At 65.0% G+C, this 22,657-nt stretch carries 23 protein-coding genes and 1 tRNA gene; 7 read left to right on the plus strand and 17 right to left on the minus strand.

What is annotated here, in order from left to right; all coding sequences use genetic code 11:
• Nucleotides 1–303: 303 nt before the first annotated feature.
• On the minus strand, nucleotides 304–1,197 hold the full coding sequence (gene cynR / locus ACZ2IA_RS01765; protein ID WP_470290844.1) for a transcriptional regulator CynR: 894 nt from the start codon (nucleotides 1,195–1,197) through the stop codon (nucleotides 304–306).
• A 111-nt stretch (nucleotides 1,198–1,308) separates the two neighbouring features.
• On the opposite strand from cynR, the gene ACZ2IA_RS01770 reads away from it, so the two are divergent.
• Entirely contained in the window at nucleotides 1,309–1,971 is a 663-nt protein-coding gene (locus tag ACZ2IA_RS01770; protein ID WP_470290845.1) for a carbonic anhydrase, read from the plus strand.
• A gap of 28 nt (nucleotides 1,972–1,999) precedes the next feature.
• Nucleotides 2,000–2,470 (plus strand): cyanase, encoded by a 471-nt coding sequence (gene cynS, locus ACZ2IA_RS01775; protein ID WP_470290846.1) that lies wholly within the window; start codon nucleotides 2,000–2,002, stop codon nucleotides 2,468–2,470.
• A gap of 322 nt (nucleotides 2,471–2,792) precedes the next feature.
• Here cynS and ACZ2IA_RS01780 read toward each other — a convergent pair whose 3' ends face one another.
• The 5 genes from ACZ2IA_RS01780 to ACZ2IA_RS01800 form a co-directional block, all read right to left on the minus strand.
• On the minus strand, nucleotides 2,793–3,101 hold the full coding sequence (locus ACZ2IA_RS01780; RefSeq protein WP_470290847.1) for a diacylglycerol kinase: 309 nt from the start codon (nucleotides 3,099–3,101) through the stop codon (nucleotides 2,793–2,795).
• A gap of 100 nt (nucleotides 3,102–3,201) precedes the next feature.
• Nucleotides 3,202–4,128, minus strand: coding sequence for a metallophosphoesterase family protein (locus ACZ2IA_RS01785; RefSeq protein WP_470290848.1), 927 nt, complete (start codon nucleotides 4,126–4,128; stop codon nucleotides 3,202–3,204).
• On the minus strand, nucleotides 4,125–6,908 hold the full coding sequence (locus tag ACZ2IA_RS01790; protein ID WP_470290849.1) for an AMP-binding protein: 2,784 nt from the start codon (nucleotides 6,906–6,908) through the stop codon (nucleotides 4,125–4,127). The genes ACZ2IA_RS01785 and ACZ2IA_RS01790 overlap by 4 nt, the downstream gene beginning before the upstream one ends.
• Nucleotides 6,909–7,444: 536 nt before the next feature.
• On the minus strand, nucleotides 7,445–8,953 hold the full coding sequence (locus tag ACZ2IA_RS01795) for an AMP nucleosidase (RefSeq protein ID WP_470290850.1): 1,509 nt from the start codon (nucleotides 8,951–8,953) through the stop codon (nucleotides 7,445–7,447).
• Nucleotides 8,954–9,030: 77 nt separating this feature from the next.
• Nucleotides 9,031–10,836, minus strand: coding sequence for an aminopeptidase P family protein (locus tag ACZ2IA_RS01800; protein WP_470290851.1), 1,806 nt, complete (start codon nucleotides 10,834–10,836; stop codon nucleotides 9,031–9,033).
• Between the two features lie 258 nt (nucleotides 10,837–11,094).
• Here ACZ2IA_RS01800 and ACZ2IA_RS01805 point away from each other — a divergent pair.
• Both ACZ2IA_RS01805 and ACZ2IA_RS01810 read left to right on the plus strand, forming a co-directional pair.
• Nucleotides 11,095–11,179 (plus strand) — tRNA-Tyr (locus ACZ2IA_RS01805).
• Between the two features lie 161 nt (nucleotides 11,180–11,340).
• Complete coding sequence (locus ACZ2IA_RS01810) at nucleotides 11,341–11,742, plus strand: hypothetical protein (RefSeq protein WP_470290852.1); 402 nt, start codon at nucleotides 11,341–11,343, stop codon at nucleotides 11,740–11,742.
• A gap of 87 nt (nucleotides 11,743–11,829) precedes the next feature.
• On the opposite strand, the gene ACZ2IA_RS01815 is transcribed toward ACZ2IA_RS01810, so the two are convergent.
• Entirely contained in the window at nucleotides 11,830–12,042 is a 213-nt protein-coding gene (locus tag ACZ2IA_RS01815; protein WP_470290853.1) for a DUF3460 family protein, read from the minus strand.
• A 316-nt stretch (nucleotides 12,043–12,358) separates the two neighbouring features.
• On the opposite strand from ACZ2IA_RS01815, the gene ACZ2IA_RS01820 reads away from it, so the two are divergent.
• Nucleotides 12,359–12,835 (plus strand): aminoacyl-tRNA deacylase, encoded by a 477-nt coding sequence (locus tag ACZ2IA_RS01820; RefSeq protein ID WP_470290854.1) that lies wholly within the window; start codon nucleotides 12,359–12,361, stop codon nucleotides 12,833–12,835.
• 114 nt (nucleotides 12,836–12,949) lie between these two features.
• Here the strand turns inward: ACZ2IA_RS01820 and ACZ2IA_RS01825 are convergent, their stop codons facing one another.
• Together ACZ2IA_RS01825 and ACZ2IA_RS01830 are read right to left on the minus strand one after the other, a co-directional pair.
• Nucleotides 12,950–13,909 carry a PA2778 family cysteine peptidase gene (locus tag ACZ2IA_RS01825; protein WP_470290855.1) on the minus strand — a complete coding sequence of 320 codons (960 nt, stop codon included), beginning with the start codon at nucleotides 13,907–13,909 and terminating at the stop codon, nucleotides 12,950–12,952.
• Between the two features lie 79 nt (nucleotides 13,910–13,988).
• Nucleotides 13,989–14,345: a PA2779 family protein gene (locus ACZ2IA_RS01830; RefSeq protein WP_470290856.1), complete on the minus strand. Its 357-nt coding sequence runs from the start codon at nucleotides 14,343–14,345 to the stop codon at nucleotides 13,989–13,991.
• A 395-nt stretch (nucleotides 14,346–14,740) separates the two neighbouring features.
• Between ACZ2IA_RS01830 and ACZ2IA_RS01835 the strand changes: the two genes are divergently transcribed.
• The gene (locus ACZ2IA_RS01835) at nucleotides 14,741–15,262 is read left to right on the plus strand and encodes a hypothetical protein (protein ID WP_470290857.1); all 522 of its coding nucleotides are present in this window, start codon (nucleotides 14,741–14,743) and stop codon (nucleotides 15,260–15,262) included.
• A 59-nt stretch (nucleotides 15,263–15,321) separates the two neighbouring features.
• Here the strand turns inward: ACZ2IA_RS01835 and ACZ2IA_RS01840 are convergent, their stop codons facing one another.
• A complete protein-coding gene (locus ACZ2IA_RS01840) occupies nucleotides 15,322–15,999 on the minus strand; it encodes a ceramidase domain-containing protein (protein WP_470290858.1) in 678 nt (225 codons plus the stop codon).
• Between the two features lie 187 nt (nucleotides 16,000–16,186).
• Between ACZ2IA_RS01840 and ACZ2IA_RS01845 the strand changes: the two genes are divergently transcribed.
• Nucleotides 16,187–16,684 carry a prolyl-tRNA synthetase associated domain-containing protein gene (locus ACZ2IA_RS01845; protein ID WP_470290859.1) on the plus strand — a complete coding sequence of 166 codons (498 nt, stop codon included), beginning with the start codon at nucleotides 16,187–16,189 and terminating at the stop codon, nucleotides 16,682–16,684.
• A gap of 9 nt (nucleotides 16,685–16,693) precedes the next feature.
• Here ACZ2IA_RS01845 and ACZ2IA_RS01850 read toward each other — a convergent pair whose 3' ends face one another.
• The 7 genes from ACZ2IA_RS01850 to ACZ2IA_RS01880 form a co-directional block, all read right to left on the minus strand.
• Nucleotides 16,694–19,369 (minus strand): ABC transporter permease, encoded by a 2,676-nt coding sequence (locus tag ACZ2IA_RS01850; RefSeq protein ID WP_470290860.1) that lies wholly within the window; start codon nucleotides 19,367–19,369, stop codon nucleotides 16,694–16,696.
• Entirely contained in the window at nucleotides 19,345–20,016 is a 672-nt protein-coding gene (locus ACZ2IA_RS01855; RefSeq protein ID WP_470290861.1) for an ABC transporter ATP-binding protein, read from the minus strand. The genes ACZ2IA_RS01850 and ACZ2IA_RS01855 overlap by 25 nt, the downstream gene beginning before the upstream one ends.
• The gene (locus tag ACZ2IA_RS01860) at nucleotides 20,009–20,671 is read right to left on the minus strand and encodes an ABC transporter ATP-binding protein (RefSeq protein ID WP_470290862.1); all 663 of its coding nucleotides are present in this window, start codon (nucleotides 20,669–20,671) and stop codon (nucleotides 20,009–20,011) included. Before ACZ2IA_RS01860 ends, ACZ2IA_RS01855 begins: the two co-directional genes overlap by 8 nt.
• A 1-nt stretch (nucleotide 20,672) precedes the next feature.
• Nucleotides 20,673–21,275, minus strand: coding sequence for a hypothetical protein (locus ACZ2IA_RS01865; protein WP_470290863.1), 603 nt, complete (start codon nucleotides 21,273–21,275; stop codon nucleotides 20,673–20,675).
• A gap of 31 nt (nucleotides 21,276–21,306) precedes the next feature.
• Nucleotides 21,307–21,705 (minus strand): carboxypeptidase-like regulatory domain-containing protein, encoded by a 399-nt coding sequence (locus tag ACZ2IA_RS01870; protein ID WP_470290864.1) that lies wholly within the window; start codon nucleotides 21,703–21,705, stop codon nucleotides 21,307–21,309.
• Between the two features lie 132 nt (nucleotides 21,706–21,837).
• Entirely contained in the window at nucleotides 21,838–22,098 is a 261-nt protein-coding gene (locus tag ACZ2IA_RS01875; protein ID WP_470290865.1) for a hypothetical protein, read from the minus strand.
• Nucleotides 22,099–22,201: 103 nt separating this feature from the next.
• On the minus strand, nucleotides 22,202–22,606 hold the full coding sequence (locus ACZ2IA_RS01880) for a PepSY domain-containing protein (RefSeq protein WP_470290866.1): 405 nt from the start codon (nucleotides 22,604–22,606) through the stop codon (nucleotides 22,202–22,204).
• Between the last annotated feature and the right edge of the window lie 51 nt (nucleotides 22,607–22,657).

Genomic DNA, 22,657 nt, shown 5'->3' on the forward strand with positions numbered 1-22,657 from the left:
GACTTCGTTGCCCTCAAGATCGGCACCCTGCAACGGTCCGTGCCAACCGGGTCGGGCTTCGTTTTTACACAGCCTGGGCCGAAAGCTGCCAGTGGCTAGCAAGTCTGGCCAATTCACTTAGCCACACATTTTGGGAAGCTTGCCGAGATCGGTAACCTGTGGGGTGCTTTCACTCTAGAGTGTGACGATCCTCTGGTCCCGCTGATTTTCCCATTCGCCGACAGGGTAGCTCTTGGCCGCTGAGCAGGGCTTCGGCCAACCTCAACGTGCTCATGCCAGCGCTCTGCCCACGCAGCGCGTGATTCAGCCCAATGCTCCATCCGCAATCATGGTTTCGATTACCTCGGCAAAGGCTAGCGACGCCGCGCTTTGGTAGCCGCCTTTGCGGCGCAGCAGTGCCACGGTGCGATGAGGCAAGGCGGGAAATAGCTCAACCCCGCGGAGTGCCGCGTTTTCACGCGTGATCGCCTCCGGAAGAATCGTGGCGATGTTTCCACGTCGAATGATTTCGACGATGGCGCTGATCGTGTTCGCTTCGATTGAGATGCGCGGGGAAATGCCCAGCTTCTGGAAATACTCGTTCACATAGGCCCGCGTCGCAAAGTCGGTGCTCAACAGCGCCAGGGACGCTTTTTCCAGTTCCGCAGGCGTGACCGCTTGCGAACGGCAGGCAAACGGGTGTTTGCTGCCGATGACCACGCTGAGTTTTTCGATAAAGAGCGGTTGGCCGTCGATCTCGGCAGAGCGCACTTCGGTGAAGGCGATGCCGAGATCAACCGCATCCTCGGCCAGCGCGGACTCGATGGCGTCCTGGGTCATCTCATGGATGCTCAGCTCGATGCCGGGGTAGCGGGTAGTGAAGCGCTCGATCAGCGGCCCGACCAGGTACGCCGTGAACGTCGGCGTCATCGCTAGTCTCAGTGACCCACGCGACAGGTCCTGCACATCGTGGGTTGCCCGTTGTCCCGCCTCCAGTTCCCTCAGCGCCCTGCGCGCATATTGGATGTACGCCTCGCCGGCGTCAGTCGGCCGCACCGCCCTTCCCGTCCTGTCCAGCAACTGCACCCCTAGCGATTCCTCAAGCTGCCTGATCTGCTGCGACAGTGTGGGTTGCGAAACATAGAGCGCCTCGGCCGCGCGTGTGAAGTTGCCGTGTTCGGCGACCGCCAGCAGGTAGCGGATGTGTCGTAGCAGCATGTCCGATAACTATAGGTAGAAATTATAGTTTCTATTGTACATCGGTCTTAGACGCTATAGCCAAACCGGTTCATTCTTGCGCCATCGCTTCACCTGCCAAGGAGAAACACCATGAAGGCAATCATCGACGGGTTCTTGAAATTTCAGCAGGACGCGTTCCCGGAACGGTCCGAGCTGTTCAAGAAGCTCGCGACCACCCAGAGCCCGGCCGCTCTGTTCGTCACCTGTTCGGATAGCCGGGTCGTGCCTGAGCTGCTCACCCAGCAGGAGCCGGGCGATCTGTTCGTCATCCGCAATGCCGGCAATATCGTCCCCTGCTACGGCCCGGAACCGGGTGGCGTTTCGGCGACGGTCGAGTACGCCGTCGCCGTGCTCAGCGTCACCGACATCGTGATCTGTGGTCACTCGGACTGCGGCGCGATGACCGCGATCTCGACCTGCAAGTGCCTGGACCATCTGCCCGCGGTGGCCAACTGGCTGCGCCACGCCGATTCGGCCAAGTTGGTGAACGCCGCCCGCACCCACACCTCCCCCGAGGCGCGACTCGATTCGCTTGTCCGGGAAAACGTCATCGCCCAGTTGGCCAATATCAAGACCCACCCCTCGGTGGCGCTCGCGCTGGAACAGGGCCGACTCACCCTGCACGGCTGGGTCTACGACATCGAGACCGGCTCGATCATCGCTCTGGACGGCGTAACCAATCGCTTCGTCTCCCTCGCCGAATTCCCCCAAACCCGTGCTACGCAAGCAAAACGTAGCGCCCTGGTCGCCTGACCGTTCTCCCCAACCGAAAGGAAGCACCATGCAACAATCCAACGTCTACCAAGATTCCCGCCTCGAACTGACTGCCCGCATCCTCGCCGCCAAGGCACTCAAAGACCTTTCCTGGAAAGACCTTACCGAAGGAACGGGGCTCAGCCTCGCCTATGTCACCGCCGCGCTCTTGGGGCAGCACGCCCTCCCGAAGGACGCCGCTGAAATCGTGAGCGAACGCCTGGGTCTGGATGCCGAGGCCGTACGGCTGCTGCAGAGCATCCCGCTGCGCGGCAGCATCGCCGGCGGCATCCCGACCGACCCGACCATCTATCGTTTCTACGAGATGATCCAGGTCTACGGCACCACCTTGAAGGCACTGGTTCACGAAGAGTTCGGCGACGGGATCATCAGTGCCATCAACTTCAAGCTGGATATCAAGAAGGTGGCCGACCCGGAGGGTGGCTCGCGCGCGGTGATCACGCTCGACGGCAAATTCCTGCCGACCAAGCCGTTCTGAGGCGGGGCCGATCCGCGCCAGTGCATCAGGCGCGGGCCGCTTCTTGCCGGGGCCACGCCCGAGATAGACATGGAGGTCCTGCTGGACGTCCATCATATCGGGCGGTGGCCCTTTTCTCGTTCATCGCCCATCTAAACCGGTTTTGTGCGCTTGCTACATGGCAGGGTGAGCGCGTGGAAGCAGCATCTTTCAAACCAGCCCCTTCAACGAGTCGCCGAACCGTTCCTTTGCCGGCTGCGCGGATGACACACCGGATAGGTTCTGGCGGCCTCGTTCATAGCGCGGCGCGCCAATCTCGTTGCCAAGCACCCGACTTCGCCATTCATGTTTGCATCAGCAGCACAACGAACACCGCGATCGCGGCGACGCACAGCACGAGCACCGCCCCGGCGGCACAGTCTTTGGCCGTCCTGATCATGTCGGCCTGCTCAGGGTGCAGCTGGTCGATCACGTGTTCCAGCGCCGTGTTGAACAATTCGGCGGCCAGCACAGAACCGATGGCTAACACCGTAATCGCCCACCAGATGGCGGCGGGACGAAGCCACAGCAGCACCAGCACCACACCGATCGCGGCGATGATCTGGATGCGGAAGCTCGCCTCGCTGCGCCACGCGGCGCTGATGCCGCTCAAGGCAAATCCAAGGCGTTCGTGGAATGGTCGGTTTTTCACATTCGGACCCTCTAGAGGCGCGGAAGACCAGAAGCATGCCGGCTGGGGGCACGCCGCCGCATCAGGGCCGGTCGAGCACATCGCCCTTAGTCTCCCGCTCAACACAGCGGCCATCGCCGGCGTCGCTGAAGTTGCTTTGCCCGGCAGGGAGGAACTCCCAATGGTAACTTTCGGCATACAGGACGAGCTTCAGGATGCCCCATACCCCTGAAGCCCTTACCTCACTGCCCGCCTTCCGAATCAGACTGGGGTACAGTTTGGCTCCCCCGGTTCCCACGACGAACACGCGGATACCGCGCTGCTCGTCGGTGCGGCCGGCCGGGTCCAGCGGCGTGAAGCGTTCGTAATGATGGTCGTGGCCCGTGATGAGTACGCTGACGCCACCCGCGTACAGTGCCCGATAGAGCGGGACGGTGCGCGGCGTCTGACCGTTGAAGCCGGAGCTGAACACCGTGTGGTGCCAGAACGCCAGGATGCAGCGGGCGAGCGTCGCCGCGAGGTCATCGCTCAGCCAGCGCTCCTGCTCCGAAGCCGCCTCGGACTCGAGATTGCTATTGAGCGCGATCAAGTGCCAAGCCCCGAGGTTGAAGCTGTAATAGCCTTGTCCGGGGGAGCCCGCACGGTCTCCCCAGTAGGCGAAATAGCCTGCGGCATCGGGCGTCTCGTATTCGTGGTTACCCGGCACCGGGTAGGTGCGTGCCTTGTGAGCACCCCAGGTCGGCTCGTAGCAGTGTTCGAACTCCTCGAGGGTGCCCCTTTCATAGGCCAGGTCGCCCACCGCCAGCACGACGCCGGTGAGTCCCTCGAGCAGGCGGGCCGTCAGGGCGGCACCGCGGCCCGGACACTGCGCAATGTCGCCGGCGGCCAGCACGACGGGATCCTCGCCGGTCGACGGGACGGGCCCCGGACCGCCGTCCGCGTGCGCGAACGGTGCGAGTATTGAGACCAGAATCGCGACGCGGCCCGCCCTGACCAGAGATCTCATCATGCTGGACGGTTCTCCGGCGTTGTTTCGTTCGCCGCATCGGGCTCGCCGCACAACGGCAGTATCGTAGCCCGGGCCGCGTCCCGTAGTCTGAGCGCAGCCGACCAGCCGCTGCCGTCCGGCCAGATCGGTGCGCCGATGACGACGCTGATCGGGCCGCGGCGCGGGAACCATTGGCCGTCGCGTAAAGCAGAGCGCGTGCCGTGGATCGTGACCGGCACCACAGGCACACCCGCCTGCGCCGCCGCAACGAACGCGCCGATATGGAAGGCTTGCAGACCCGGCCTGCGCTGAAACGTGCCTTCCGGGAAGAACAGCACCGAGCGCCCAGCGCGCACCAAGGACGCCACGCGGTCGGCGTCCTTGTAGGGGTCGGCGCGATCGACGAACTCCGCGCCGATGCTCGACAGATAGGCCCCCGAGACGAACTGTTCCCGCAGTTCTCGCTTCGCGACGAAAGTGAAGTGCTTCGCCAGCGCCGCGACCAGGATGATCCCATCCAAGTAGCTCGCATGATTGGCGACGACGACACAGCTCTGTTTGCCCGGCAACTGTTCCAGCCCTTCGATGCTGAACGGCGTGCCGGCCAAGCGCAGCAGCAGTCTCGCCGCGCGATGGCTCACCGCCCAGCTCCACGCCGGACGAGGCAGCGCGATCGCGATCAGCCAGGTCGGCAGGGCCAGCAACCAGAAGGAGACCCACGCGTAGACCGCGTAGGCGACCTCGGCGATCAGCCGCCCGCTGCGCCGCAGTTGCGGCAGCACCGCTTTCCACGCAAAGCGTGCAAGCTGCCACCACAGCGGGGCGCGGCGCCGAGCGAAGTCGCCCTCCTGATAGCGTGCGCGGCTCGCGGCCCGCCGTATCTTGCCGCTGGAGGTTTTCAGCACGGTATGCGGTGGCACCAAGGCCACGTCATCGGCAGGCATGCCCAGCACGTCGACGGCGGTGGTCTGGACCTGTTCGCGCAAGCGTTCGAGCGCTTGCGCATCGGTCTCGCGGGTTTCCGCCATTACCACGATGCGCTCGGTGCCGGTGCTCGGGTCGGCGCAGCCGAACACGGCGACACAACCCTTGCGGATACCGGGGGTCAGACCGATCGCTTGTTCCAGCTCGTAGGGGTAGAGATTGCGACCGCCCCGGAAGATCACATCTTTGACGCGCCCGGTGAGATACAGCTCGCCCGCCGCCACGTAGGCGTAATCACCCGTGTCGAGCCATTCGCCGACGAACAGCCGGCGCGTCTGCTCCACGTTGCGGAAATACCCGCTGGTGGCGGAGGGGCCCTTGAATTGCAGACGCCCCTCCTGGCGTTCGGCGGTCTCGCGCCCGGTGCCGTCGACGATGCGCACTTCATGGCGAGGCAGCGGCCGGCCACAGGCGACGAACTCCAGTACATCATCCTCGCCAGCGTCCGCCGGGACCGCCTTGCCGGAAACCTCGAACTCGCGGCGCTTGATACGATCCACCGCCAGACCGCGACCCGTCGTTGGAAAGGTCAGCCCCACCGAGGCTTCCGCCAGCCCGAAGACCGGCGCCAGCGCTTCCGGCCGCAGGCCATAGCGGGCGAAACGTTGGCCGAAGGCGCGCATGGTCTGGCCGCTCACCGGTTCCGCGCCGTTGAACGCGAAGCGCCACGAGCCCAGGTCGAGTCCGTCGAGCGCGCGCTCATCCACATTGCGCAGACACAGCTCGTAGGCGAAGTTAGGGCCGCCTGACAGCGTGCCCCGGTTTCGATGGATGGACCACAGCCAGCGCTCAGGCCGAGCCAGAAACGTGAGCGGCGACATCACCACGTACGGGAACGCAAAGTACAGGCTTCCCAGCCAGGCGCCGATCAGCCCCATGTCGTGGTACAGCGGCAGCCAGCTCACGAACACGTCTTGCGAACCGACCTGGATGGCCTGTCCCATGGCCCGGATGTTCGCCAGCAGGTTGGCATGAGTGAGGACCACCCCCTTCGGGGCGCCCGTGCTGCCGGAGGTGTACTGAAGCAGCGCGGTGCTGTCCGGGCTGCGTGCGACCCTGCCCGGGCCGTCGCCGGTGACCGCCAACTCCTCTGCCGTGACCACGCGGCGCAAGGTCTCGACCTGGGCCTTAAGCAGCGCGGCCAACGGCTTGGCTTCCGGGACCGTGATCAGTATCTGGGCGAGCGCGTTCGAGAGAATCGCGGCGTGACGCCGCAGGTGATCGCCGATCTGGGACGCTCGCACCGGCGGATAGATCGGCACAGGCACCCCGCCCGCCAGTAGCACCCCGATGAAGCTGAAGAAGTACGCGGGGCTGGTCGGCAACATGATGGCGACCGCGCCGCCCGGCCGAAGACCACTGTCGAGCAGCCCGACGGCGATGGCCATTGCCTGGCCGTAAAGGTCCGCGTAGCTGATCCGCTTTTCTTCGCCCGCGCCAGATTCGAGCACAATGTGGACACGCTCAGGGTGGGCGCGCACGTGCCATTCGAGGACGTCGAGCAGGGTCTCGGCACTGTCGGGGGCTTGCTCCACCGGCGCTGGGGTCGCGTGCCTTAGGGCTTCGCCCGCTTCCGGCCGGCGCACGTGCTTGGCCTCGAGCACGGCACGCAGCACGTCGCGCGGCGTCTCGGCGCTGCCGAGCACCGCTTCCGGCAGCTTGACGTCGAACGCGCGCTCGATGCGCGTCAACAGTTCGACGCGGGCCAGGCTATCGAACCCGACCTCCCGCTCAAACGCGCTGTCCAGTGTCACGAATGGGATGCTTGCCTGGTGCGGGCGCAGCTCCGACGACATGCCGCGCACGATTTCCAGCACGGTGTCAGCGCTTACATCAGGACGGGACGAATGACCTACCATTTGCCAACCCTCCGGTTCCCACCAGGCGCTTCGGCCGGTACGCGTTCACCACCCAGAACCGCCTCTCTACAAGCCTTCCTCCAGTTGGCGCAGAAACAAGAATGGCCCACCGCCCATTACAGCCTCGTGGCGGTTTGAAAGCTCGGCCAGCATGCGGCACCTGGTAGTGCCTGCAAATGGCTTTGCCTAAACCGCCCGCAAGGTTCCCACTCTGCCCTGTGCCTCTTGCTTCAGTACGTCACCTCTTAGTATTAAACGCTGCGTTCGCTCTCAACAGGGAAGACGCAGAATTCTGAAAATCGTACGCTTCTCCAAGGGATGGCTTGAGGGCAGACCAGCGACGGCTTAAGCGCGAAAAACCCGCCAAGGGTGGCGGGTTTTGGGTTGGCCGAAAGGCATCGCAACGGGTGGCTTCAATCCGCCTCGCTTCGCACATGTCCACAAAGGGCATCGGCCCCGGCAGTGCGGCACGGCTTCGCGCGGCGGATTCCCTTCTACTGAAACGCCACCTCGGCAAAGCTGCGCAGCTTTCGGCTGTGCAGTTTGTCGACGCCCTGCCCGCGCAACAGCTCTATCGCGCGGATGCCGATGCGCAGATGCTGGTCGACACGCTCGCGATAAAAATGGTTGGCCATGCCGGGCAGCTTGATTTCGCCGTGCAAGGGCTTGTCGCTGACGCACAGCAAGGTGCCATAGGGCACGCGGAAGCGGAAGCCGTTGGCGGCGATGGTGGCGCTTTCCATGTCCAGCGCCACCGCGCGGCTCTGGCTGAAGCGGCGCTGCGGGCGATTGTCCGGCAGCAGTTCCCAGTTGCGGTTGTCGGTGCTGGCCACGGTGCCGGTGCGCATGATGCGCTTCAGCTCCGTCCCGCTGGCCTGGGTGATATCCGACACCGCCGTTTCCAGCGCCACCTGGATTTCGGCCAAGGCCGGGATCGGCACCCACAGCGGCAGGTCTTCGTCCAGCACATGGTCTTCGCGCACATAACCGTGGGCCAGCACGTAGTCGCCCATCTGCTGCGAATTGCGCAGCCCGGCGCAGTGGCCCAGCATGATCCAGGCGTGCGGGCGCAGCACGGCGATATGGTCGGTGATGGTCTTGGCGTTGGCCGGGCCGATGCCGATATTGACCATGGTGATGCCGCTGCGATCGGCGCGGATCAAGTGGTAGCCCGGCATTTGCGGCAGACGCGGCGGCGCCTTGCCCAATTCGTCGCCCGGCTCGGCCGCCAAGCCCTTGCGGCGGGTGATGACATTACCGGGTTCGATGAAGGCGACGTACTCGCTGTTGGGGTCGTTCATCGCCTCGTGGCCCAGGCGCACGAATTCATCGATATAGAACTGGTAATTGGTGAACAGCACGAAATTCTGGAAGTGCTCGGGCGCCGTCCCGGTGTAGTGGCGCAATCGATGCAGCGAATAGTCGACCCGCGGCGCGGTAAACAGCGACAGCGGCTGCGGCTCGCCCGGTTCCGGCTCGAAGGTGCCGTTGGCGATTCCATCGTCCATCGCCGACAAATCCGGCAGGTCGAACACGTCACGCATCAACTGGCGGCGCTCTGCGCTCAGGCTGCCCTCGATGTGGTCGTGTTCGGCAAACGAGAAATGCACCGGGATCGGTTGGGAGCTGGTGCCGATTTCCAGTTCGCCCTGGTGGCTCGTCAACAAGAGTTCGAACTGTTCCAGGTAGTAATCGCCGTACAGGTCGGGGCGGGTCAGCGTGGTCTCGAAACGACCCGGCCCGGCGACAAAGCCGTAGCTCAGGCTGGGCTTGTCGGCGGTATTGAAGCGCGCCACCGTGTCGGTCTGAATCCGCACGTAGGGGTAGCAGGCCCGCACATGCCCGGGCAGCGTCTCGCCGGCGACGAAGTCGCGCATCGCCTCGCGCAAATGGGCCACGCTGCCCTCATAAATCAGCCGCGCCTGGGCCAGGGCGGCCGCAGGGTCGGTGAAGTGCGCGGGGGCAACGAATGCCGGCAGGTACGGCATGGTTCTACTTTTCATCGTGATGCCTCCCGTGAGTTGGCTTGTTCCTCGCCAGGATAGCGCTCCGCCTCGAGCGGAGCACTAACCGGGGTCAATCAGATCGCTCCGGTGCGGCGCAGCAGCCAGGCATGAGCAAGGCCGTCGAGCAGCGGCGACAGCCGCTGACGCACCTCGGCGTGGTAGGTATTCAGCCAGGCCCGCTCGTCCTCGCGCAGCAGGACCAGATCCAGGCAACGGGTATCGATCGGGCAAAGCGTCAGCGTCTCAAACTGCAAAAACTCGCCGAATTCGGAGTTGGGCGCCGGCACGTTCAGCAGCAGGTTTTCGATACGCACCCCCCATTGGCCGGGCCGATAAATCCCCGGCTCATTCGAGGTCACCATTCCGGCCAGCATGGCCGTGTGCTCGTCCGGCGTCCGCAGGATCGAGATGCTTTGCGGGCCTTCATGGACATTGAGGAAGTAGCCCACGCCATGCCCCGTCCCATGACCATAGTCGACGCCGGCCGCCCAGATCGGGGCTCGCGCCAGCGCATCCAGCATCGGGCTGCGCGTGCCGGTCGGAAACCGTGCCTGCGACAGCTGGATCATGCCCTTCAGAACCAGGGTGAAATCGCGCTTCTGCGCGTCGGTGGGCTCGCCGACCGGCACGACACGAGTGATATCCGTCGTACCGTTCAGATACTGTCCGCCCGAGTCGATCAGCAACAGCCCCTGCCCCCCGATCACCGCGAAGCTTTCGGCCGTGGCATGATAGTGTGGCATCGCGCCGTTGGCGTTGAAGCCGGCGATGGTGGCAAAACTGGGGCTCTTGAAGCCCGGCCGGCGTGCGCGGGCGGCGGTGATCTGCTCGTCGATGTCCAGCTCGGTGACGCGCTGCCCGTCGGCCAGCGCCTGTTCCAGCCAGCTGAAGAATTCGCACAGCGCCGCGCCGTCCTGCTCCATCGCAAAACGGATGTGCGTCGCCTCGTCGGCGGTTTTCTGCGCCTTGGCCAAGGTCGACGGGTTGATCGCTTCGACGCGTTTGACGGACAAGGGTACGGCTTCGGCCATGCCGAGGGTGACACGACGCGGGTCGAGCAGCAGCGTGCTGTGTTCCGGCAGCGCGGCCAGCGCCACGCGGGCGGACGCATACTCCGCCACCCGCACGCCATCGTCGGCCAGCCGTTCGGCCAACCTGGCATCGATCGCCCCCGGCGCGACGAACAGCGTGGCATGGTCTTCACCCACCAGCGCATGGCCGAGGAACACCGGGTTGTAGTTCACATCGCTGCCGCGCAGATTGAACAGCCAGGCGATGTCGTCGAGGGTCGAGATGACATGCCAGTCGGCCCCAGAGGCCCGCATGGCGTTACGCACCAAGACCAGCTTGTCCTTGCGACTCACCGCGGCGTACGGCGGCAGGTGCTCGTACACCGGCGCGCCCGGCAGGCCGGGACGGTCCGGCCAGATGGTGTCGAGCAGGTCCAGGTCGGTGCGCAGGGTGACGCCCGCCTGCGTCAGCGCCGCCCGCAGCGCCCGGCTCCCCTCGAGGGCGAGCACGTTGCCGTCGACCGCCACCGTACCGCCGGCCGGAATATGCGCCGCCAGCCAGTCGATATAGATCACGCTGGCCGCCGAATCGGTCTTCATCAGGGTAATGCCGCTGCCGCCCAGCTCGGTTTTGGCTTGCTCCCAGTAGCGGCTGTCCACCCACAACCCAGCAAAGTCGGCCGTGACGATCAGGTTGCCGACCGAGCCACGAAAACCGCTCATCCAGCGTCGCCCCTGCCAGCGCGCCGGCAGGTACTCCGACAAGTGCGGATCCGCCGAGGGGATGAAACAGGCATCAACGGCGTGCGCCTGCATGGCCTGACGCAAACGGGAGAGACGCTCTTGTGCGGGAATAGCGGATGGGGTCATCGTGCAGAATCCGGGTTGGGTTAATGTCACGCAGGAAACAATTCAGTTTGCCCGTCATCGGGCAGCAGGAGCAACTGCAGGATTGCTCGACGTTAACCGAGTTGTCTTTCGAGGCAAAGCGCATAGCCATTTTGCTTGGTCGCTGAAGCATGGCGACGAGTTCTATCTTGAGGTGATAAATGCCTTCGGATGACGCGCCGGGCAGTGCCCAGCGGCTTGACTCTGCCGGTAGGCCGCTATAGTATCCAGCCCTCTTCTGGAGGGGTTCCCGAGCGGTCAAAGGGATCAGACTGTAAATCTGACGGTTCTGCCTTCGAAGGTTCGAATCCTTCTCCCTCCACCAGCATTCAGCAAAAAGCCTGGGCCGCGTGCCTGGGCTTTTTGTCGCCCTGCCAGAGTGCGCCGGCGCCTCAAATCGCCGACCCGGCCCCCGCCCTACGCGGTAAAATCTCCGCCCTCGATACCCACGGTGCCGCGCCAGGCACGATAGAAGGAAGACGCCGCATGGCCGCCAAACCGAAAAAATCCAAAGCTGCCAAACCAGGCAACGCCGCTAAGGCGGCGGAACTGAAACGCTTCGCGCTGGCCGAGGCGGCCTGCCAGGCGGTGATGCAGCTGTTTGCCGTGATGGAAAAGTCGGGGGGCTTGGCCGAGCATGAAACCGCGCGGCAGTACGCGCAGATGGCCAGCGTGCATTACCGCAAGATCCGCAACGGCAAGGTGCTGAGCCCGGCCGACTTCAATGCGGCGGTGGAGCTGTGCACCGCCGGCCGCCGCGCCCTGCAGGCACTGGACGCGGAGCTGACCTTCACCGGCTGGCCGCAGGCGGATGCGCTACTGGACGCCGAACGCCAGACCAGTGCCGTGCTGCGCGAATACCGCGCGCTGATTACGCCCAAGGCCTGAACACTCGTCGCGAAAAGCATTCGGCCAACCTTGAAGGTTGGCCGAAGCGTAAAGCCGGTTTTGCCGGGCCTGTGCAGCGCTAGCTGCTCAGAAATAGTCGTAGCCCTTCACCGGCGCACCATCACCTTTCTCTTTTTCCGGGTCCTGCGGATCGACCTTGTGGTCCCAGAACAGATACCAGCCCTTGCGCTGGTCTTCGACCACTTCCGGGTGCTCTTCCAGGTAGTGATCCATAAACTGCGTGAACTCCGAGACATAACCGCCATACCCCGGGCGATAGCCTTTGTGCTCGGTACGCATATCGATACCCTCCACGCCCCGACCGGGCCGTCAAACAAGAAACCACCACCCGAAACATAGCCGCAACGCCGGGGCAGTACCTGCCAATAATGGGCTTGATCCTGCATGCGGCGGGGAACGCCGCTCAAGGCAACGGCGGAGGCCGTCTCCGGTATCCGCTTTTCTTTGGATTCGGCCAACGTCCGCAGAGGGCTCGCACCGACTATCCTGAAGTGAGGTGTCGATTGAGGCGCGACTCAAACGCGGATGACGCCTCGTGGGGCATACCGGCCTGCTCGGGCTGCGCCGGGAGGCCCCGATGAAAAGGAGGCCCATCATGGCGATTGCAATAACCCTATCCGACTACTTGAATCGTTCGGGTATTGAGTATGACGTGGCGTGGCACCCGGCCAGCCAGTACAGCATGGAAACCGCCGAACTTGCCCGCATCCCGGGTGACCGGCTGGCCAAGACCGTGCTACTTGAAGATGACGGAGGCTATGTCGCGGCAGTGCTGCCGGCAACCTGTCACGTGCTGCTTTCCACATTGAGCCGTGATATCGGACGCCAGTTACGCCTCGCTTGCGAGGAAGATCTGGGTAAGCTGTTCAAGGACTGTGAAGTGGGAGCCATCCCGCCCCCGGTCGCGGCGGCTTATGGCGGCATGTCCACCTATGTCGACGAGTCGCTGTTGCAGCAGGATGACGTGTACTTCGAGGCCGGGGACCACAAAGAACTGATCCACATGCGCACCGATGCCTTCATGAAGCTGATGGCCGGAGCGGAGCGCCGACAGTTCAGCCGGCATATGTGATTCCCGGTGTTGCCGGGGCTTTCCTACCGCCGTGCACCGCTCTGGTGTGCGGCGGTTGCTTTTATGTGCGCGTCCTCTTCCCGAAAGCACGCTTGTTTGGTCCAGACCCGCCGGCTATAAGCCTGCCGGCTGGGCGGTGGGGCCGGCCATTTCCCTAAGCGTCTGCTGATACTGCGCGCGGTGCGGTCCGCCGAGCAGAATGGCGTGCTCGGCCGCGGCCCTGGCCTCGGCCAAGCGCCCGCCATCGGCCAGCACCTGGGCAAGATTGTTCCAGGCGTCCCCGGAATCCGGATGCTGGGCGATCGCCTGACGGTAAGCGCGTTCGGCCTGGCCGAGGTCCTTCCGCGCGTAAGCGGCATTGCCCAGGCCGATCGACGCCACGAGGCTGTTCGGCCAACGTGCCAGGGCGGTTCGGTAAGCGCGCTGCGCCGCAGTGGGTGACACACGTTCCAGCGCGGCGACGGCGGTTAAATAGTCGCCCTCGGTCGCTGTCTCCGGCAGGCGCTCCGGCGGCAGCACGACGATGGCCCAGTGCTCGCCATCCGCCCAGCTGCGCTCGAAACGGTCGAGCGGCATCTCGAGCCACTCGACATCGCCGGAGCGCAGCGTCACCCGGGTACGCGCCAGGTCGTAGCCGACCAGCACCGCGTAGTGCCACTGCGGCACGCTCTTCAGCCGCAGATTCTGCAGCACCACCACCGGGTCGCCGGCGGCAACCTCGCGCAGTACCGATTCCAGCGCCGGCTTCACCCGATAGGCGATCATGCCGTAGCGGCGGGTCGCGCCCAGCAGCTCCGCCTGCAGCGAGCCCTGCCGCTCCGGCAGATAGACTTGCGGGCTCAGCTGCGTCGGTGTGGTCGCCACGCCGGCCTTGACCAGCACGGTGGCGAGCGCGGCCGGGCCGCATTGGTAGGCATCCTGAGGGAAAAACGGCACGCCGCTCACCTCGGCCCGCTCGGGTAGGTCGGCGGGTCGATTGGCAAGCAGGGTGTTGGTCTGAGGCGTCGTGGCGCAGCCGGCGAGCAGTACTAGCAGAAATAAGCCGAGCAGCTGCGCTAAGGACGCTCTTCGCATAGGTAATCCCGACTAGGGCTCAGCAGGCACACCAAAGGGGCTCCCGGCCGGAGCCCCTTCCACTGGCAAGCGTTCTGCGTTAGATGAGAACGATGACCAGAATGACTACCAGCAAGATGATGATGAGTTCGGTATTGCCGATGTTACCGCCGGCTGGCAGCGAATCGATCTGCTGCGCCAGAAGCTCTACCTCACTGTCGGACAGCGCATCCACCCGGTCTTTGGCGACGGCGGCCTGAACGCCCATGGCCTGCAGTTTATCCTTGACCGTGGCCCTATCCAGGAAGGTACGGACCTTCTCGCGATCCGCCTGGATTTTTTGAGACGTTGCGGCGTCCTGGGTGGAAACCATCGCAGCGGATGCCTGCATAGGCTGCAGTGCAAGACAAGAGGCCAGCACTGCGGTACCAGCGTATTTGACTAACGAAATTTTCATTTCGAATCTCCGCGCGATAAAACGAGCAAACAAAAACCGTTCTTTCCCCTTCTTCTGTTTGGAATATACAACCCCGAGGGAAATCTGCCGGGAAAACAGCCGCCTGGCTCGGGCACCTGCCGCCGGGCCATTTTGCCCGCCTGTCAGGCCTAGCCGTCTTGCGGCTTTCGACCAGCAGGCCATCCCCGCCGCGGTTTTTCACGCCGGCAAGGCAACTGCCGACAGCCCAGAGAGCACGTGGACGTGGACTGCTCAACCGCGGGCGAGCGGCTGGCTGAGTCGATTAGCACCCTACTCATAGAGGCCGCGTCCGGCGTCGCACTTTTGTCACTTTTTCCTGTCGAACCTTAGGTATTAGCGTGCCAATTTCGGCTGGACGCGAAAAGGAGCTAGCCATGGATCTACACATGCAATCGCATCAATGGGCGCACAGATTGCCCGACTGGCGCGCGGCCGCGATGGCCGGTGTCTCCGGTGGGGTGGTGTTCCTAGTGCTTGACCTGCTGGCCGCATCGCTGAGCGGCGCCGGCCTGTGGGCACCGACGCACATGATCGCGGCGATCGTGATGGGCTCGGGAGCGTTGGCGTCGCCGGCCTCGTTCAGCATTGGTATCGTCGTGACGGCGTTGGTCGTCCACTTCGTGCTGGCGATCGCCATGGGGCTGATCCTCGGCCTGATCATGGCGCCGTTCCACTTCGATTCGAGCTGGGGCATGGCCTCGGTGGCGGGCGCGGTGTTCGGTCTGGCAGTGTATCTGGTCAACTTCTACGGCATGACGGCGTTCTTCCCGTGGTTTGCCGAAGCGCGTGGCTGGACTACGCTGATCGCTCACCTCGTGTTCGGTATCGTCATGGCGGACGCCTACCTGAAACTGGAAGCGAAGGAAGAAGACCGCAGCGGGTCGGCCCTGAGCTGACCACCTGGAAAACCCTCAAGCCCGGAAGCCTTCCGGGCTTTCTTTTGGGCCTCGGCCTGTCAGGCCTTGACCTCATCCGGTATCCGGCCGGGCCTGCCCTCCCCGTCCGCCGCCTCGTTGGTCAGCAGGCCCGCCGCCGACAGCCCCAGTACCACTGCATTGAGCAGGTGCCACAGGAAGTGCGTGCCGAGCGGGAGGCTCGGGCAGACGGCCATGTCGATACTACGGAAGGTTAGCGACACCATGAAGACGCCGCTGGCGGCGAGAAACTGCCATGCGCCGACCCGGCGCGTCAGGCCGTGGTAGGCCGCGATGCCGAGCAGCACCAGCAGCGCCGGCAAATAGGCCAGCGAACCGTTGAACAGTGCCGGGTAGCGGATAGCCCAGGCGCCTAGTGCGAGGAACACCAATAGCCCCGCCGCAACCGCCACGCGTCCCAGCCCCGCGACACCGCGCCCGTAAAACCACAGGAACACCAGTTGGAACAATAGGATCGGCAGCTCGTCCAGCCGCTTCGTCCAGCTGGTGGCGACGGCGTGGAAGGTGAAGCTGCCGGCGCCGATCAGCGCGATCAGCCCCGCCAGCAGCCGGCCACGCCTTTGCCACGCGTCGGCCAATGCCGCCCGCCGCCAGACCAGCCAGGCGGCGACAAAAAAGGCCAGATTGCTCAGGGTGTTGACCGGCTCGCCGAGCAGCCCCGGCGCCAGGCGTTCGCAATACAGATGGATGTAGGCCACGGCTTGTCCTCGATGATCCGGGCCGGCGCCCGGGGTTCGGCCAACCTTACTGACGGTGTATTACAAATGGGGGAGATGTATCGCCGTAACCGACCATCCCCTCAGGACGGGTTGTACTCTTGCCACGCTGGATGTGCACCCACCCCGTTCGGCCAACCTTGCTGCCGCCCCATGGTAGGCTGTGAACATGAAACACACCCTCTACCATTTTCTCGATCAGCACGCCCTCGCCTACCAGCGCTTCGAACACCCGCCGGTGTATACCTGCGAGGAAGCGCGGCTGCTGACCCCCAATCTGCCGGGCGCGGAAACCAAGAACCTGTTCCTGTGCGACGCCAAGGGCAATCGCCACCTGCTGGTGGCGGTGCCGGCCGATGCGACGGTGGACCTGAAGGCGCTGTCATCGGAGCTGGGCCTGAAGGGGCTGCGCTTTGCCTCGGCGGAACGGCTGTTGCGCTATCTGGGGCTGGAGCCGGGTTCGGTGACGCTGCTCGCCGCGTTCAACGACCGCGACGGCGCGGTGGACGTGGTGATTGACGCCGCGCTGTGGCAGGCGGACGCGATCCTGTGCCATCCACTGGTCAACACTGAAACGCTGGCGGTGCCACGCTCTGAGCTAGCGCGCTTTCTCAAGCTGACCGGCCACCCGCCGCGGGTGATGGTGGTGCCGTCGCGGCCCGAATAAGGTGGGCTCCTAAAGGTCCCGCATCCGCTGCACCGCCGGGACATCGGTTTCCCGCAGCGCCATCAGCACCGCCAGCACCGCCGAGAGCAAGGCGACACCGATCAATGCCAACAGATAGGCCCAGGGCACGCTAAGCGCCTCGGGCGGCGGGTCGAACACGCCGGTCAGCAGCTTGACCAGCATCCAGGCGAGCCCGAAGCCGGTGGCGACGCCGATGCCGGTGCCGACGACGAACAGCAGCAGCGCCTCGCTCCACAGGAAGGCGGCAAGCTGGCGGGGCTTGGCGCCGAGCGCCGACAGCACCGCGAAAGTGCGCCGCCGGTCGGCCAGCCCCAGAGCGAGGATCAGCCCGGTCGCCCCGGCTACCAGTAGCACGGCAAAGACCAGTTGCACGCGGGTCAGCCCGCCCAGATCGACCGCGACCAGGCTGGAGCCGATCAGGCGCTGGGCCTGCCCGATGTCGCTGACCTTCACGCCCGGCATGCCCTGCACTATTCGTCTCGCGGCCGCCGCCACCTGCGCCGGCGCAGCGCCGGTCCGCAGCAGGACGATTTCCGCAGCGCTCACTCCGGTCTGCTGGGCGACGTAAGCGGCGTTAGCGACCAGAAAGGAATCGCGCGGCGCGGTGGGGAATTCGCGTACCACACCGATGAAGCGAAACGAGACCTGATGGTACTGTCTGTCGCTAGCGCGCTGCAGCCGCAGCGTCAGCCTATCGCCGGGCTGCAGCTGGAAGTCCGTCACCGTTTCTTCCGAGACCAGGATGCCGTCCGGGGTCTGTGCCAGCCGCGCCAGCGTGGTGCGCGCATCGCCTCCCTGGAAATAGGCGTTCGACATCTGCGTCGCCTCGCCGATACGACCGGCGTCGATGCCGTACAGGTCCTGCAGATCGTTGCCGACGTAGGCCAGCCGGTGCTGCATCGCTTGCACGGCGCTGACACCGGGCAAGGCCGCCAGCGCCGTCAGTCTCGCCGACGCGGGCGCCTGCAGCGTGCCGGTGACCGCGACATCCGCGCCATTGGTCAATTCGGCATCGACCCGTGCCTGGGCGTGATAGGTGGTGTTGAACACCGCCGTCGAGGTCGCGAAGGCGAAGGCCAGCGCGATCAAGGCCACGCCCCGCGTGAGGCGACGATGCTGGCGGCCGATGGCGGCCGCCACGACTTCGGCCAAGGTCCCGGCTATCGGCCTCAGACAGCGCGCCAGGTACACACGGCCGCGCACCAGGCCGAATCCGCACAGCCGGATCGTCAATAGCCCAACCCCCAGCCACAACAGCACCGGCGCCAGGAACGCCTGGTACTCGACCGACGCGGCCGGTGTGCCTTCCGGCGCCAGCACCACCTGGTAACCGGTACTCCAGGTCTGCCAGAACACGACGGCGGACAGCATCAGCAGCACCCCGTCGAGGCCGATGCGCTGCCAGAGGGCGGCGCGTTCGGGGCCGATCGCCATCCGCGCGGCGACGACGGTGCTGTCCCTCGCGTCGCGCCAGGCGGGGAGCAGCAAGGCAAGGTGGGCGAGCAGCAGGCCGGTCAGCAGCGCCGCGGCGCCCTCCGGCGTGGCGACATTGTCGGCAAGACCGAGACCGAACAGCGCGCGCACCGACAGTGCGGCCAGCGTCAGGCCCAGCACGCCACCGACTATCCCGACACAGGCCGCCTCGGCCGAGGCCAGGGTCATGATCTGCCCGCGCGACGCGCCACGAATCCTCAAGAGGGCCTGATCACGCCGGCGCCGGCCGCCACCGGACGCCGCCACCGCCAGCGTCAACAAGGCCGCCATCAGGGCGCCCGGCGCCCCCAGGAACAGGAACAGCACCTTGGCGTACAGCGCATCGCTGCGCACCGCGTCGAGCCGCGCGGCGAGGTTGTCGGCCAGCACGCCGCTGCCTGCGCTGCGCGCTTCGAGGTTTCTGGCCGCGCCCTGTACCGCAACCAACGCGGCACCGGGGTCGCTGGGCAGACCGGCATGCGCCAGCGCGACGTGCAGCTGCGTCCGCACCGAGTCGGGGCGAACCGCGGCCTGCGGGTCGAACAGGCGGTGCCACATCGCCAGCGGCAGCAGTACCACGTTATCGGGCGGAGCCTGCGGCGCAGCGCCCGGGGGGACGCCGACGGCCTGGAACAGCGAATCGGCGTTGGGCAGGTCCACGACCCCGTCGATGCGGACCTCGGCGGGTACCAAGCCGGGGCGGTGAACGATGACCGTGTCGCCGACGCCGACGTGCAGGTTGGCGGCCGTCTGCTGCGCGACCAGCACGCCGTCGAGCGTGCCGAGCAGCAAGCGCAATTGCCCCGGAAAATCCCGCGCATAGCCGGCATCGAGACCGAGCACCTTGCCGGCGCCGGTGGTCTGCACGGTGCCGCCGCTGTGCGCCTCGAGGCCGGCGACGTCGGCGTAGCCGGCCGCGTGCAGTGTGGAGACCCTGGCGGCCTTGGCGATCGCGGCCGCCATCGCCGGCGTCGAGCTGCCCGGCACGAGCCGCAACTGCCAGTCCACCGGCACCCCGGCGATGGCGCGGCGGGTCATCGTTGACGCGCTCTGGCCGAGGAAGACGCCGAGTGCGGCGAGCATGGCGACGGTCAGCGCGATGCCCGCCACCGTGCCGACCAGCCGGCCCTTGCGCCAGCGGATCAGGCCGGCTAGCCACAGGCCGATCATGGCGACGACCCCGTCGGACACTGCAGCACCCCATCCTGCATCTGCCAGGTCGCCGCCATCCGCTCGGCCACAATGGGGTCGTGCGTGGCGAGCACCAGCGCGGTCGCGCTCCCGGCCAGGTGGGCGGCCAGCGCGTCGAGCAAGGCGCGGCCGGTCGTCTGGTCGAGCTGCCCGGTGGGCTCGTCGGCCAGGATCAGGCGCGGGCTGCCGACGATCGCCCGCGCCATGGCGACGCGCTGCATCTGCCCGCCGGACAGTTCTTCGGGCAGCTTGTCCGCCAGCTCTTCCAGGCCGAAGGCCGCGAGCGCATCCCTCACCGCCTGCGGCACGTCACCGCCGGCACCGCTCAGGATCAGCGGCAAGGCGACGTTCTCGGCGACCGTCAGCGGCTCGAGCAGGCTCGGCGCCTGGAACACCAGGGCGATCTTGGCGGGCAACAGCGTGTCGGCGCTCCCCAGCGCCGGCCAGCGGATGACGCCGCTGCTGGGCCGGTCCAGCCCGGCCATCAGGTGCAGCAAGGTGGTCTTGCCGCTGCCGGAGCGGCCGATCAGCGCGACCCGGTCGCCCGCCTGCAACTGGAACGTGGCCGAGCGCACCGCGGCGACCGGGGTGCCGCCCTGCAGGTAGGTTCGGCCAAGGTCTCGGGCCTCGATCAGCGCGTCAGCCATGGAGCAAGCGCCCGTCCCGGATCTGGACGACGCGGTCCGCGCGGGCCGCCAGCGCCGGGCTATGCGTCGCGATCAGCATCGCGCGCTCGGGGTCACGGCGAGCCATCAGGTGCTCCAGGATGCCGGCTTCGGTCTGCCCATCGACTTCGGCGGTCGGCTCGTCGGCGAGCAGTACCGCGGGGTTGGCCGATAGGGCCACCGCCAGGCCGGCGCGCGCCGCCTCGCCCCCGGACAGCTGCGAAGGACGCGCGTGACGCCGCGCCTGCAACTGCATTTGCTCGAGCAGGTGCTCAAGCCGCGCCGTGTCGACCCGGCCGGCGAGCCGCATCTGCAGCTGCAGATTGCCTTCGACGCTGAGGTGCTCGAACAGGTTGCCGGACTGCATCAGCAGGCCGATGTGCCGCGCGCGCAAGGCGGCGCGTTGCTTTTCCGGTCGGCGCGAGATCCGTTGCCCCATCACCTCGACATAGCCGCCGTCGGGCTCTTCCAGGCCGGCCAGGCAGGCGAGCAAGGTGGATTTGCCGCTGCCCGACGGCCCCATCACCGCGACAAACTCGCCGGCCTGCAGCGTCAGGGAGAGGCCGCGCAGGGCGGCGGTCTCGGCGTCGCCGTTATGGTAGAAGCGGTAAAGCTCGCTGGCGGTCAGAAACGGCATCTCAGCGCCACCGGAATGAATTGGCCATCAGCCGCCACTGGTCGACGTTGTCGGCGCCTTGCGGTGCGGCCAGGTCCAGCGCCGCCTGCTTGCCAGCGCGGTAGAACAGGTAGCGATTGTGCTCGAGGCGCAATTGCCGGTTGGTGACCGGGTTGGGGGCGGAGTTCGAGGTGTAGACGATCAGGATGGTTGGACCTGCCGGCAGCGTGGCCTGCTTGACCGCCACGATCTTGACCGCACGCCCGGTCTTGGCGAGTGCCGCGGCGTCATGATCGGTGACGGACGCCACGGTGGGAGCGCTCGTCGCCGGGCTGACCGCGATGTCGATGGTGTTGAACTTGTCGGCGAAGCGCGTCCCGTCGGCCCGATCGGTGCGTGCCCAGCCCTCCGGCACCTTCAGCGAGAACCCCAGCGGCGACGTATAAGTAACGAAGACTTGGGTGTCTGGAATGTCACCGGGTGGATTCTTTTCCGGCACCACCGGTCGTTCCGTGGCCATCGCCGGCGTGGCCACGATTTGCGCACCGCCGATCAGGGCGGCGAACGCAAAGATGGTCGTGGGCACTGAAAGGAAGTAACGCCTGATTCGAATCCCGCCTTGCATAGTGTTTCCTTTCAGCGCTCCAGATTAATCTCTACTTCAGCCACACAAAAAACAGCCGCTCGTGCTTGTGTGGCTGGATCTGCACGACGCGTTGCTGCTTGTCGCCCCGACGGTCGACGCTCACGCTATATTTTCCTGCGGGTAATTTCGCGAGGAGGAAAGGGCCATCGGAAGTCGTGTTGAGAACCGATTTGCCTTCCTGGTTTTTAATCAAAACCTTGACGTCCGACACGTATTCATTCCGCGGAATGGCTTTACGCGCAAATTCCAATTCTAGCGGGTACTGCGCGGCGATATGCTTGATGGCGTCAGCTTCATCCTGCCCGATGCCACCACTGACATACGCTACGGCACCCTGCACTTTTTCTGGAGGGGCAGTGGGTCGCGCACTCGCCGTGGGAACCACCGTTGCCAGGCTTACCACAGCCATTGCCGCTCCCAAGGCGAGCGCGATGCATTCATTGTGAACCTCCTCACCGGCTGCTATGTAGCCGTGAAGTCGGCGAATATTTTTCCGACACGCACGGTCAATCTCACCCAGCCGTCGCTGGCAGTGATTTGCTCATTTCTCTTTCATTTCCTGGGCTTTGGTTTCTTGGGTGTCCTTCATTTCAAGCTTTTTGTTCTCCCCTTTTTCTTCTTTCATTTCCCGTTTCTTACTCTCCCTATGGTACTTCTTGGCATGCTTGATGGTATGCGTCTGGGGTGCCCCGACACCGACTCCCGACGCAGTCGTGCCGGCGACAGCCACAGAGAAAGTGAAGGCGGAAAACATCGCCATAATGAGGACTGACAGTAATTTTCTCATTTCGATTCCTTTCATGGTGCCAAGTCATTTGACGTCCTTGTCGAGACATTCAAGCCAGGACTTAGCGTTTCTGCGCCGATTATTCGGCGCAGGTGGAAAATAGATTCATCCGTGCCGACTATTCCTCTGTATCTTCTTCGTCATTGGCGGCATCCACGTGCACAACCGCCCCGTTGCCGGCATCGATTTTCACGTCCTTGATCTCATTGCTGGCGGTCTTGATCTCCACGCTGTACACGAGGTTGCCGTTCTCATTGTCGAGGGCAACCTTGAGCACGGTCCCGGGCACCTTGGCCAGCGCGGCTGAGGTCGCCCGGGTCGCATCAATCTTCGCCAGCGCGGCGAGTCTGGCCGCTTCCCCCCGCTCTCCGTTTGGCTGATTCGGGACCTTGATGCTGGATTGATAGGCGGGGGACTGGGTTTTCCCGTCACCGGCCGCATGAGCGCTGCCAAGTAGTCCGACACCCAGTATGAGTGCGCCCAACACCGCACCTATCATTTGCTTCCTTTGCCTGTCGTTCATCGTCAATACTCCATACGCTTGCTTTGCAGGGCTGCCCGATGCCGAAATCCG

The organism is Crenobacter sp. CS_VA4 (assembly GCF_055597485.1).